Source organism: Phaeobacter porticola, from assembly GCF_001888185.1.
Taxonomy (GTDB): domain Bacteria; phylum Pseudomonadota; class Alphaproteobacteria; order Rhodobacterales; family Rhodobacteraceae; genus Phaeobacter; species Phaeobacter porticola.
The window spans coordinates 3,148,126-3,160,093 of the sequence record NZ_CP016364.1 but is presented as its reverse complement, the minus strand read 5'-3'; the positions used below and the strand labels follow the sequence as shown (position 1 = coordinate 3,160,093).

The following is an 11,968-nucleotide window of genomic DNA, read 5'->3' as shown; positions in this document are numbered from 1 at the left end:
ATGCCTCATGAGTGCAAAGATCAGACTGTATGTAGAGCACCCGTTGGGGGCAGGGCAAACGGTTCCTCTGGACCGTGATCAGGCGCATTACCTGTTTGGGGTGATGCGGCAGGCGGTTGGTGGCCATATCTCCCTGTTCAACGGTCGTGATGGTGAGTGGCGTGCTGAAATCGCCGAAGCAAACAAGCGCACAGGTGTGCTGCTGTGTCAGGAGCAGAGCCGCCCGCTGATGCTGCCGCCCGATCTCTGGCTGCTATTTGCGCCGATCAAAAAAACGCGTACCGATTTTATCGTCGAAAAAGCCGCTGAAATGGGCGCGGCGCGAATCATGCCGGTGCAGACTGAATTCACCAACTCCGACCGCATCCGACAGGACCGGCTTCAGGCCCATGCGGTTGAGGCGGCCGAGCAATGTGGTGGCACCTATGTGCCGGAGGTGGACGAATTGCAGAAACTGGCGCGCGTGTTGGACCACTGGCCCGAGGATCGTCAGCTGATGTTCTGCGACGAGGGCGAGGTGGGCGCGGCGCTGGCCCTCGCGACAGAGGAGCAGGCAAAGGCGCCTTGGGCGATTCTGATCGGTCCTGAGGGCGGGTTTTCAGAGGGCGAGCGCAAGCGGCTACATGCGCTGCCACAATCCCATGTCGTGAGCCTTGGCCCGCGCATCCTGCGCGCTGATACCGCAGCGGTGGCCGCATTGACTGTGTGGCAGCAACGCTACGGAGACTGGCAATGACCTGGCGGCTGGCACAGGACGGTGATCTCGCCGCGATTCATGGCCTTTTGAACCGAAATGTGGTCAGCTCCATGTTTCTGCTCGTCAATCTGCGCGACCACGGATTGGGCGGAACCGCCCCCAAGGCGATGCAGGTTTGGATACGTGGCACGTCGGCTGACGGTGTGGCCGGGATCACCAATGATGGCACCTTGCTGATTCAGGCCGGTGCGGCGACTGCTGCTGACTGGCAACACTTGCAACAGCGTGTTGATCAGCGTCTGGCGGAGACAAACCTGCAACAAGTCGGCGTTCTTGGGGAAACCGAACAGCTGCGCCGGTATCTTGCTGCGACCGGTTTGGACCGAACACCTATGCGTCTTAACCGGGATGAGCCGGGGCTGGAATTGGTATTGGACCAGTTGGACCTGGGCGGCCTTGACCGTCCACAGCTGCAAGGCGCAGCCCTACACCCCCTGTCCGCCGCGCCCAGGCCGATGTTGGTCCAATGGCGCGCCGCCTATCATCAGGAAATTCTCGGCACCCCGGCGTCCGAGGCCGTCGCCGTGGCCGCAAGCGATATTGACAGCTACCTGCTGCGCGACAGTCACCGTGTGCTAGAAATCGCGGGACGCTGGGTCGCCATGACTGGCTTCAATGCCCAGCTGCCCAACGTGGTGCAGATCGGTGGCGTCTACACACCTCCACAGGAACGCGGCCGGGGCTATGCCCGCTGCGCCCTTGCGTTGCATCTTCAGGAGGCACGCTCAAAAGGTACGGAACGGGCGGTGCTGTTCGCTGCCGGAGAGGCCGCGGTAAGGGCGTATCGTGCCATCGGGTTCCAGCCCATTAGCGGCTATTCTCTTGTGCTGTTTGATCACAGGGCAATGCCTGTAGCGACGGAAGGAGCGCCTATATCATGACCTTCATTCGACCTGAAGCCCGCGTCGCCCTTTGGCGGTGGCGTGAAATGCTTGCCGCAACATTGCTTATCATCCTGGGCCTGTCCTGGGCATTAGGCGCATATGGCATTCAGGCGCTGGCCGGTTGGGGGATATTGGGGCTGGGTGTGGTGATTGCGGTCATCGGCGCGCAGCGGATGCGATTCCGTCTGGGCGGCGGCGGCCCCGGCATTGTGCAGGTGGACGAAGGGCAGATCGCCTATTTCGGCCCTTTGACAGGCGGTGCGGTGGCGGTTTCCGAACTGGAGCGACTGACTCTTGATCATGCCGCAAGGCCACCCCATTGGTTGCTGGATCAACCGGGGCAGGCGGCGTTGGCGATACCGGTCAATGCCACCAACACAGATGCGCTGTTTGATGCCTTTGCAACCCTGCCGGGGTTGCGTATGGAGCGGATGTTGGCAGAATTGCACAAAAGCGGCGTTCACCAGGTCGTGATCTGGGAGCGCGCTCCGACACGACCAACACTGCACAGGCTGCATTGACACCACCGGAAATACCGACCACGACTTGCTGCGAAAGACGGATCAACCTTACGGAGAGCCCCAGATGTCTATCCCTCAATCCGGCGGTGGGCCGATCGAACGTCACGAACAACTGGCTGAATATCTCGCCTCTGGCTGCAAGCCCCGTGACCAATGGCGCATCGGCACTGAGCATGAGAAATTCGGCTATTGCAAGGACTCGCTGAAGCCGCTGCCGTTTGAAGGCACGCGCTCTATTGTGGCCGTTCTTGAGGGGTTGCGCGACCGTCATGGCTGGTCCGAGGTGCGTGAAGGTGGCCACTTGATCGGTCTTGAAAAAGATGGCGCCAATGTTTCGCTGGAACCAGGTGGCGCGCTGGAACTCTCTGGAGCCCCATTGGAGACAATCCATGAAACCTGTGACGAGGTGAACACCCACCTACGCGAGGTAAAGGATATCGCCGATGAAATCGGCGTCGGTTTCATCGGTCTGGGGGCGGCTCCGATCTGGTCCCACGAAGAAATGCCATTGATGCCCAAGGGTCGCTACAAGCTGATGGATGCCTATATGGGCAAGGTCGGCACTATGGGCCGCACCATGATGCGCCGGACTTGTACCGTTCAGGTCAATCTCGACTTCGGATCCGAGGCGGACATGGTGCAGAAAATGCGCGTGGCCATCGCGCTGCAGCCCGTCGCAACAGCTCTCTTTGCCAATTCGCCCTTCCTTGAGGGCGAGCCGAACAACCACAAATCCTGGCGCTCGCGCGTTTGGCGCGATCTGGATGCGGACCGGACCGGCATGGTGCCTTTTGTCTTTGACGAGGGTTTCGGGTTCGAACGTTGGGTCGAATACGCGCTCAATGTGCCGATGTATTTCGTCTACCGCGACGGTGAGTATATCGACGCGCTTGGCATGTCCTTCCGCGCCTTCCTCAAGGGAGAACTGCCCGCGTTGCCAGGGCAAACCCCCACCCTGAGCGACTGGGCTGATCATCTGACCACCGCCTTCCCCGAAGCGCGGATCAAGAAATACATGGAAATGCGTGGGGCGGATGGTGGTCCATGGCGTCGCCTATGTGCGCTGCCGGCTTTCTGGGTCGGCCTGATGTATGACCAATCCAGCCTTGATGCGGCCTGGGATTTGGCAAAGGGGTGGAATGCCGAAACCCGCGAGGCCCTGCGTGTCGCAGCGTCGGAGCAGGGGCTGCAAGCGCAAGTCGGCAACATCAAAATGCATGATCTGGCGCGCGAAGTGGTGGCAATCTCTGAGGCGGGTCTCAAATCCCGCGCGCGCGGCGGGGCCGGGGGGCTGGTGCCGGATGAAACTCATTTCCTGAATGCACTGAAAGACAGTATCGAAACTGGCAAAGTCCCGGCGGATGAGCTGTTGGAGCGTTACGCCGGTGACTGGAACGGTGATCTGAGCCGGATCTATTCTGAATACAGCTACTGAGACCTATATGGCACAAGGCTGAGACCACTCAAAGGGCGCTGTAAAAGCGCCCTTTTTTTACAGGCAACACCGGCGAGTTCTCGACTGGTTTTACGGACGTTGGTAGGCTCTCTCTCTGCGCTAAATGATTGATTTTTATACTAATTGTGAACTTATTCCCTCGATTTCGCCCCCCTAGAAGAACGCGAAGTCTATAGCTCAGAAAGATATTGATATGGACAACTTATCTATTTCTGCATTTGAGAAACTGGTTGGTGTCGACGTTGTGCTGCTGCTGCTCGCAGTTGTCGGCGGCGCGGTCCTGGCAACCATGCAACCGGGCGGCGGCGGTATCCTCGCGGCACTCGGTGTGCTAGTTGTGGGCACTCTTTATGTGATCCTGATCGCCGGCTCGCTCGATCTGGCGCTGGGGATTTACAACGACACCAAGCGCACGGCCGAGGCGGTCGAACGGCTGGCCTCGAAGTAATATCCTGCGCGGAGGGACTGTCCCCTCTGAGGCAAGAACAGAATGGGCGGCAGGATATCCTGCCGCCCATCTGCGATTTGGATCTGCCGTTACAGGCTTACTGCAGCAGCTCCGCCGGTTCAGCGTCAGCGATCTCATCCCAGTTCACATCGGCTTTTTCGATGTAGCCTGGGATATCGGACACCCAGCGTTCCTGAATGTCTTTCGACAGGTTCAGGTACAGCACATCGTCAACAATTTTCCATTGATGCGGATCACCATCGAACTTGAAGCCCATCGCGGCACCAAAGGCGCAGTAGCCGCCGTAAGCCGGGATATAGGCATCTGGAGTTGCTTCAAACAGGGCTTTGTTCTCTTCGGTGGTGAACCAATATGTGGCATCTTCGTGGGTCGCGGTCACCTTGTAGGAGCCTTTGGTCGCTTCACCGGCGTTGAAATAGGCGACAGGGTCATATCCCTGCATCGCCAGACCGGTAGATGAGGCATTGATGTCTACGCCTGCTGCCAGTGCTGAGGTTGCGAGAGTAACGGAGAGGGCGATACTACCAAGGATGGATTTTACAGTGTTCATCGGTATGAACCTTTCGATTTTTTGGATGCCTGGGCATCCGGAGTTGGAGTGATCAAAGCGTTACGTCATAAAAATGCGATTGTTGAAAAATGACCGTCCTGGTCATGGAACAGATATGGGCGGTCTGTTGATCACGTTCAAAACAACTCCTTTTGTTTGTGTATTGGCGCACAGCTATTCTGCGCAGACGCTGTGCCACATTCCCGTGACTACGCCTCGCGAATAAAAAAGCCCCCATCCGCTTTGGATGAGGGCCCATGGTGAAACAGCTGGATGTCTAGGTAGGGCAGCTATTTCTGGCCGATCTTGGGCTCGGTGCCCAAGCGCAGACGCAGGATGTTTTCCTTGTGTCGCAACAGAATGAGGGCGGCCAGAACAGATGCGAGCACGGCGGTCGCCGGGGCGCCCAGCAGCAAGCACCAAAAGGGAGCTGCCACCGCCGACATGATCGCGCCCATCGAGGAAATCTTGCTGAAATAAGCGGTTGCCAGCCAAGTTAGACAACAGGCAACGCCAACGGGCCAGGCCAGCGCTAACATCAGGCCTAGGAAGGTGGCGACACCTTTGCCGCCTTGAAAACGCAGCCAAATCGGGAAGCAATGCCCCAGAAACGCAGTCAGACCAGCCAGCTGTGCGGCATCCTCCCCGGCGAAAGCGCGGGCCAGTAGCACGGCAACAGCGCCCTTGCCGCCGTCCAGCAAGAGCGTCAGCGCGGCGGCTTTTTTCGACCCGGTGCGCAGCACATTCGTGGTGCCGATATTCCCCGACCCGATGTCGCGCAGATTGCCGAGTCCCATGATACGGGTCAGCAGCAGCCCAAACGGAATGGACCCGAAGCCATAGCCGATCACGGCCCAGAGCAGCAACAGCGGAACAGCGGTGTCAATTGGCGGCATCAGTCTCTCCGATAGACCGGTTCACCGGCCACATAAGTTGCCAGCACCCTACCTTGCATCCGCTGGCCGTCAAACGGTGTGTTCTGTGATTTCGACTGAAGCGCAAAGCGATCCATGATAAAAGGTTGATCGGCGTCGAACAGCACCAGGTCCGCAGGGGCGCCTGCGGTCAGCCGTCCGCAGTCCAGGCCAAGCCGTCTTGCCGGTGTCAGCGACATGGCGCGGAACAGCGTCGGCAGGTCAAGCTGTTCATTGTGATACAGACGCAAAGCCGCAGGCAGCAGTGTTTCCATAGCCACGGCTCCCGCTGCGGCTTCCTCAAACGGCAGGCGTTTGCTTTCCTCATCCTGTGGTGTGTGCATGGACGAGATCACGTCGATGAGACCGCTGCGGACCGCGTCGATCACCGCAAGCCGGTCCTCTTCTGATCGCAGCGGCGGCTTTACCTTAAAGAAGGTGCGGTAGTCGGCAACGTCCAGCTCGTTCAAGGTCAGATGATGGATCGACGTTCCAGCGGTAATATCGAGCCCGTTGGCCTTGGCCCGTTGCAGCGCAGGCAGGGCGCGGGCGGTGGTGATCTGGTCAGCGTGGTAGCGCGCCCCTGTCATCTCCAGAAGGGCAATATCGCGGTCCAGCCCCATACGCTCTGCCATCGGAGTCACGGCAGGCAGTCCGCGCAAGGTTGCAAATTTGCCCGATGTCGCCGCCGCCCCTTTGCTCAACACTGGTTCTTGTGGGTGCGCAATCACCAACGCGCCGCAGCTGCGGGCATAAGATAGGGCACGGGAAAACACTTTGGTATTGGCGACAACATGGTCGCAGTCCGAAAAGGCGACGGCTCCCGCATCCATGAGAAACCCGATTTCGGTCATCTCACGGCCTTCGCGCCCCTTGGTCAGGGCAGCCATGGGCAGAACGTTGACGGCGGTGTCGGCCTGTGCGCGGCGGGTGACAAATTCCAGCGTTTCCGGGCTGTCGATCACAGGCGTCGTGTCGGGGCGTGTCACCATTGTGGTGACACCACCCGCGGCAGCCGCCAGACCTGCGGATTTATAGCTTTCTTTGTGGCGTTCACCAGGTTCACAGACCTTGACGCCGATATCAACGATACCCGGTGCGAGGCACTTGCCACCACAGTCGACTAGGGTCACATCCTCTGCCCTAATGTTTCGCGTGCGAAACAATTGGTCAGGGGGAGTGACATTTCTTTCAACCGCGGTAATCCGCCCGTGCTGCACCAGAATTGCGCCTAGATTATCAGTTCCGGCTTCGGGGTCGATCAGGCGGGCGTTCGTGAAGAGGGTGGTCATACGCTGGATCTCTCGGGCAGGGTGGATAGGGCGGTCTCAATTGTCTGACGGGTTCTGGCGGGGGTAGGTTGATATTTGATCAGATGTTTATGGCCGTCATGGGTGACAATCTGCACAGAGCTGCCCAGCTGGTTGACCTCGGAGATATTTTTCAACGGGATCTGCTGCTGGTCGGGGCCGACAATGGCGGCGGCAGTCAGCGACCAGACACGCGTCATCTCATAGGACGCCAGATAGCCGCCGCGCATTCCTATGGCGGCCAGCCCGCCGATTGCGCCGGTCCAGACATGTGGGTTTCCCATCAGCCAGAGAATGGCCATGGCGCCAACCATGGCGAGTACGGCCAGCCACGCGTGGCTGCGCCAATAGGCTAGGCGGTCGGGGGGGAACGAAGTTTCAGCCATCTCAGGTTGCCAGCATCAGAACAACAAGCAGGATCAACGCGATGACCACCGCAAAGATCGCCGCTCCGATGCGCCGCGCGCGTGAACGGGCTGCTCGGGGAGAGGGGCGTTGGGCGGAGTAGAGTTTTGCGCTCTCTGGCGTTTCTGCGGGGTTCGTCGGCAGGCTGCTCCAGTCGGCTCCGGCTTCATGGTAGTCACCGATATGACGGATCTGGCTGGCCGGTGTCAGCTGGGTTTCCTTGCCCCGCAGTGCGCGCGACCGCAGCAGCAACACATAGTCTTCAACCGCAGCCAAAGCCTGAGCGTCAGCTGCCAGTTGTTCGGGGCTGATGCCACAGCCGTCGCGCAGATAACCACGAAGCCCGAGCCCCTCCAGGTCGCTGATGGGGAAAATCTCGACATGGTCTAGGTCAATCTCGTCAACCCCAAGAACCTGAGCCAATGCACCCGGTTCACGCAGAAAACGTGCTTGTTCAGCGCGCATGTTGAGATCAAAGACATGGATCACGCGCTGTTCACCCGCAGGTATGACCAAGGCTTGTGCTAGCTCTGCCATTTGCTCAGGCCAGCCTCGCGGCGGCAGTTTGGCGCGCGGTGCGAAGATTTTGGGCCAGCAAGTCCATGACCGCCATACGCACGGCAACGCCCATTTCCACCTGTTCCTGAATCACAGAGCGGTTGATGTCATCGGCCAGAGTGCCGTCGATCTCGACCCCCCGGTTCATCGGACCGGGGTGCATCACAATAGCGTCGGGTTTGGCCAGCGCCAATTTGTCGGCGTCCAGCCCGTAGCGGTGATAGTATTCGCGTTCCGACGGGATAAAGCCGCCGTCCATGCGTTCTTTCTGGAGGCGCAGCATCATGACGACATCCACGTCTTTCAGGCCCTCGCGCATGTCATCGTAGATCTCGGCGCCGAAGTCGGCAAAATGGCCGGGCACCAGTGTCGGCGGGCCAATCAGGCGAATGCGGTTTTCCATCTTGCCCAGAAGGATCAGATTGGACCGAGCTACGCGGCTGTGCGCGACATCGCCACAGATCGCGATATTCAACCGGTGCAACCGACCTTTGGCGCGGCGGATGGTCAGGGCGTCCAGCAGTGCTTGAGTGGGGTGCTCGTGCCGTCCATCGCCCGCGTTCAGCACCGCGCAATTCACTTTTTGTGCCAATAGATCTACCGCACCAGAATGCGGATGACGCACGACAAGAAGGTCGGGGTGCATCGCATTCAGTGTCATGGCCGTGTCGATCAGGGTTTCGCCTTTTTTTATCGAACTTGCCTGCATGGCCATGTTCATCACATCAGCGCCCAAACGCTTGCCTGCAATCTCGAAACTTGCTTGCGTGCGGGTGGAGTTTTCAAAGAACATGTTGATCTGGGTCAGCCCTGACAGCGCGTCCGCATGTTTTTCAGGGCGGCGGTTCAGTTCAGCGTAGCTGTCGGCAAGGTCAAGGATCGCGGTGATCTCATGTGGTTTCAGCTGTTCAATGCCCAGAAGATGCCGTTGCGAAAAGGCCATCGGATCAATCGACGTTGGGGCATTGGACATGGGCTGGCTCCGCGATGTTTGGCGTCCTTATAGGCAGCGTCGCTGGTTCCGGCAAGCCGCGCCAGAGCCTGTGTCAGAGCTTGGGTCAAGGATCGCGATCAAAGGAAGGTACGCAGGATTTTCTCAACGCGCAAAGCAGGTGTTTTGCTCTGTCGCAGGGCAGAGTAGCTTGGGGTCATGGAATCGGCATTGGATTATCACAGCGCGCAGGCGCTTTTGGCATGGCAGATCGAACTGGGCGCGACGGATGCAATCTGTGAGACGCCGGTTAATCGCTATGAATTGCAGGCAAGGCTTCCTAAAATGGTGTCGCCTGCCGCAGCGGAGCCGGTCAAACCCAAAGACGTCGATCCCGTCGCCGTCGCCCGCCAAATGGCAAAAGACGCGGTTGATTTGGGCGGCCTGCACCGGGCGTTGGGGCAGTTTGAACATTGCGATCTGAAAAAGGGCGCGCGCTCTTTGGTGTTTGCGGACGGCCAACCCGGCGCGCGTGTCATGGTGGTGGGCGAAGCCCCCGGCCGCGATGAGGATATCGCAGGCAAGCCGTTTGTTGGCCGTGCGGGTCAATTGCTGGACCGGATGCTGGCGGCCATTGGGCTGTCACGTCAGGAAAACGTCTATATTACCAATGTACTGCCGTGGCGGCCGCCACAGAACCGTGATCCGCTGCCGGTGGAAGTTGCCATGATGGGGCCCTTTCTGGAACGCCATATTGAACTGGCTAAACCGGATTTGCTGATCGCCATGGGCAATATCAGCTGCGAGGCGCTATTGGGAAAACGGGGGATTACCCGCCTTCGCGGTACTTGGGGTGAGGCGCTGGGCACGCCGGTGATGCCGATGTTTCATCCGGCTTATCTGCTACGCCAGCCTACTCAGAAACGAGCGGCATGGGCTGATCTGCTGGAGATCAAGGCGCGGTTGTTGGCGGGCTGATCCCTATTACCAAGGTGGCCGCGACGTGTTCGTCGCGTTATCCAACTCATCAGAGATTGCAGATAAGGGCTAATGCAATGGCGCGACTTGACGACAGCAAAGACTTTATTCCGGTTCGCATTGCGGTCCTGACCGTTTCCGACAGCCGTTCATTGTCCGAGGACAGGTCAGGCCAAGTGCTCGTGGATCGACTGATGTCGGCGGGGCATATCCTTGCGGATCGGAAGATCTTGCCGGATGAGCGGGCGGAGATTTCTGCACAACTGCGGGATTGGATCGCAAATCCGGAGATTGATGTGGTGATCTCGACCGGGGGCACCGGGCTGACTGGCCGCGATGTCACCGTTGAGGCGCATCGCGATGTCTATGAAAAGGAAATCGACGCCTTTGGTACCGTTTTTACCATTGTGTCGATGCAGAAAATCGGCACCTCGGCGGTGCAGTCCCGCGCGACGGGCGGCGTTGCCGGTGGTACCTATCTCTTTGCGCTGCCCGGCAGTCCCGGTGCCTGCAAGGATGCCTGGGATGAAATCCTCGTGAAGCAGCTCGACTACCGGCATCGGCCCTGCAATTTTGTGGAAATCATACCGCGGCTTGATGAACATTTGCGCCGAAAGTGAGACGGAAATGATCCGTGACTGCGTGTAATGTCGTATTGGTTTGTAAGAGCTGGTAATCCGGCGTCTTTGCAGACGGGTGTTTTGACACGCTCAAGGGTGTTGTTGGCGGCTTGATTGGCGACTAAGGGATAAAGAATGCGCTTTTTGCGGCAGACGGTGATCGGAGTATTTCTGGCGGCGCTTACGGCAGCGCTGCTGCTTGTTGCTGTGCAGATGGTGGTGTCAGCCGTGCAAAGTCGGCTGGGAGATGAGCGCAAAGCCCCCCCTGCACAGGAGCGTGTTTTCGCGGTCAATGTAGAGCGCGCCGAGCTGAAATCGGTTCAACCCCGTCTGACCGCGTTTGGCCGCATAGAAAGTCGCCGCAGGTTGGAACTACGCACGGCTGCTGCTGGTCGTGTGCTGCAACTTGCACCCGAGTTTGAGGAGGGCGGCTACGTTACTGCCGGAACCTTGCTGGTGCAGATTGATCCGGCGGATGCACAGGCTGCGTTGCAGCGTGTCGAGGCCGATATGATGGATGCAGAGGCGGAAACACGCGAAGCGCGGCGGGGTCTGGCGTTGGCGCAGGACGAACTGGCAGCGGCCGAGGATCAGGCGCAGTTGCGCATTCGCGCGCTGGAGCGCCAGCAAGATTTGGCGCGCCGTGGCGTCGGGTCCGCAGCTACGGTCGAGGTGGCCGAGCTTGCCGCGGCGCAGGCGCGCCAATCGGTGATCTCGCGTCGTCAGGCAGTCTCACTCGCCGAAGCGCGCATTGATCAAGCCGCCACCCGTCTGGCGCGGGAAGACATCACGCTGGAAGATGCCCGCCGCAATCTCGCCGATACCACGATCATTGCGGGTTTTGATGGCACTTTGCAGTCGGTCAACCTTGTCGAGGGACGGTTGGTTTCAGCCAATGAAAAGCTGGCGGATCTGGTTGACCCAGCCCGGCTGGATGTCGCGTTTCGAGTGTCGACGGTTCAATACGCCCGCCTGCTGGATGCGCAGGGAAAGCTGCTGTCAGCGCCGGTTGAGGTCACGCTGGACGCGAGTGGGGCAGCGTTAAAGGCATCTGGAACTGCTGTGCGCGACAGTGGCGCGGCGGGCGAAGGGCTTGCTGGTCGGTTGATCTACGCACGGCTGAACCCCGCACCGGGGTTCAAACCCGGTGACTTTGTCACCGTCCACGTCGAAGAACCGATTGTCGCTGACGTCGCAAGGTTACCCTCCTCGGCGCTTGGTTCAGACGGCACGGTGCTGGTGCTGGGCGATGACAACCGATTGGAGGACCTGCCGGTAATACTGGTGCGTCGCCAGGGTGATGATGTGCTCCTGCGTGGGGAGCGGCTGGAGGGCCGGGAGGTTGTCACCGGACGGACGCCGCTGCTTGGGGCCGGGATCAAGGTTCGCCCAATTCGGCAGGGCGCAGAGGTCGCAAAGGGGGATACCACCGCATCGGCAGAGGCAGAGCTGATTGAATTAAGTGATGACCATCGTGCCAAACTGGTCGCTATGGTCGAGGGCCACACTGGAATGCCCGATGCAGTCAAGGCGCGAATGCTGGCACAGCTTGCCGAAGCCAAGGTGCCGATGCGTCTGGTCAACCGCATTGAAACTCGGATGGGAGGCTAGGCAC

General features: G+C 59.4%; 14 protein-coding genes. 8 read left to right on the top strand and 6 right to left on the bottom strand.

Going from position 1 to position 11,968, the window contains the following annotated elements:
- The first annotated feature begins 7 nt into the window (after window positions 1-7).
- The 5 genes from PhaeoP97_RS15105 to PhaeoP97_RS15085 all read left to right on the top strand — a co-directional run bounded on the left by PhaeoP97_RS15105 (window position 8) and on the right by PhaeoP97_RS15085 (window position 4,066).
- Complete coding sequence (locus PhaeoP97_RS15105) at window positions 8-736, top strand: 16S rRNA (uracil(1498)-N(3))-methyltransferase (protein WP_072505776.1); 729 nt, start codon at window positions 8-10, stop codon at window positions 734-736.
- Window positions 733-1,638, top strand: coding sequence for a GNAT family N-acetyltransferase (locus tag PhaeoP97_RS15100; protein ID WP_072505775.1), 906 nt, complete (start codon window positions 733-735; stop codon window positions 1,636-1,638). The genes PhaeoP97_RS15105 and PhaeoP97_RS15100 overlap by 4 nt, the downstream gene beginning before the upstream one ends.
- Window positions 1,635-2,162, top strand: a complete 528-nt coding sequence (locus PhaeoP97_RS15095) for a hypothetical protein (protein ID WP_072505774.1) — start codon at window positions 1,635-1,637, stop codon at window positions 2,160-2,162. Before PhaeoP97_RS15100 ends, PhaeoP97_RS15095 begins: the two co-directional genes overlap by 4 nt.
- 64 nt (window positions 2,163-2,226) lie before the next feature.
- Window positions 2,227-3,597 (top strand): glutamate--cysteine ligase, encoded by a 1,371-nt coding sequence (locus PhaeoP97_RS15090; RefSeq protein WP_072505773.1) that lies wholly within the window; start codon window positions 2,227-2,229, stop codon window positions 3,595-3,597.
- Window positions 3,598-3,811: 214 nt separating this feature from the next.
- The gene (locus tag PhaeoP97_RS15085) at window positions 3,812-4,066 is read left to right on the top strand and encodes a hypothetical protein (protein WP_072505772.1); all 255 of its coding nucleotides are present in this window, start codon (window positions 3,812-3,814) and stop codon (window positions 4,064-4,066) included.
- 97 nt (window positions 4,067-4,163) lie between these two features.
- On the opposite strand, the gene PhaeoP97_RS15080 is transcribed toward PhaeoP97_RS15085, so the two are convergent.
- The 6 genes from PhaeoP97_RS15080 to PhaeoP97_RS15055 form a co-directional block, all read right to left on the bottom strand.
- A complete protein-coding gene (locus PhaeoP97_RS15080; protein ID WP_072505771.1) occupies window positions 4,164-4,637 on the bottom strand; it encodes a YHS domain-containing (seleno)protein in 474 nt (157 codons plus the stop codon).
- Between the two features lie 290 nt (window positions 4,638-4,927).
- Complete coding sequence (plsY, locus tag PhaeoP97_RS15075) at window positions 4,928-5,533, bottom strand: glycerol-3-phosphate 1-O-acyltransferase PlsY (RefSeq protein WP_072505770.1); 606 nt, start codon at window positions 5,531-5,533, stop codon at window positions 4,928-4,930.
- Complete coding sequence (gene pyrC / locus PhaeoP97_RS15070; RefSeq protein ID WP_072505769.1) at window positions 5,533-6,843, bottom strand: dihydroorotase; 1,311 nt, start codon at window positions 6,841-6,843, stop codon at window positions 5,533-5,535. Before pyrC ends, plsY begins: the two co-directional genes overlap by 1 nt.
- The gene (locus PhaeoP97_RS15065; protein ID WP_072505768.1) at window positions 6,840-7,247 is read right to left on the bottom strand and encodes a hypothetical protein; all 408 of its coding nucleotides are present in this window, start codon (window positions 7,245-7,247) and stop codon (window positions 6,840-6,842) included. Before PhaeoP97_RS15065 ends, pyrC begins: the two co-directional genes overlap by 4 nt.
- 1 nt (window position 7,248) lies before the next feature.
- The gene (locus tag PhaeoP97_RS15060; RefSeq protein WP_072505767.1) at window positions 7,249-7,803 is read right to left on the bottom strand and encodes a hypothetical protein; all 555 of its coding nucleotides are present in this window, start codon (window positions 7,801-7,803) and stop codon (window positions 7,249-7,251) included.
- A gap of 4 nt (window positions 7,804-7,807) precedes the next feature.
- Window positions 7,808-8,767: an aspartate carbamoyltransferase catalytic subunit gene (locus PhaeoP97_RS15055; RefSeq protein ID WP_192849716.1), complete on the bottom strand. Its 960-nt coding sequence runs from the start codon at window positions 8,765-8,767 to the stop codon at window positions 7,808-7,810.
- 207 nt (window positions 8,768-8,974) lie between these two features.
- On the opposite strand from PhaeoP97_RS15055, the gene PhaeoP97_RS15050 reads away from it, so the two are divergent.
- The 3 genes from PhaeoP97_RS15050 (at window position 8,975) to PhaeoP97_RS15040 (ending at window position 11,964) form a co-directional block, all read left to right on the top strand.
- Window positions 8,975-9,733, top strand: a complete 759-nt coding sequence (locus PhaeoP97_RS15050) for a uracil-DNA glycosylase (RefSeq protein WP_072505765.1) — start codon at window positions 8,975-8,977, stop codon at window positions 9,731-9,733.
- Between the two features lie 77 nt (window positions 9,734-9,810).
- Entirely contained in the window at window positions 9,811-10,353 is a 543-nt protein-coding gene (gene moaB, locus PhaeoP97_RS15045) for a molybdenum cofactor biosynthesis protein B (protein WP_072505764.1), read from the top strand.
- A 135-nt stretch (window positions 10,354-10,488) separates the two neighbouring features.
- Complete coding sequence (locus PhaeoP97_RS15040; protein WP_072505763.1) at window positions 10,489-11,964, top strand: efflux RND transporter periplasmic adaptor subunit; 1,476 nt, start codon at window positions 10,489-10,491, stop codon at window positions 11,962-11,964.
- Window positions 11,965-11,968 lie beyond the last annotated feature (4 nt).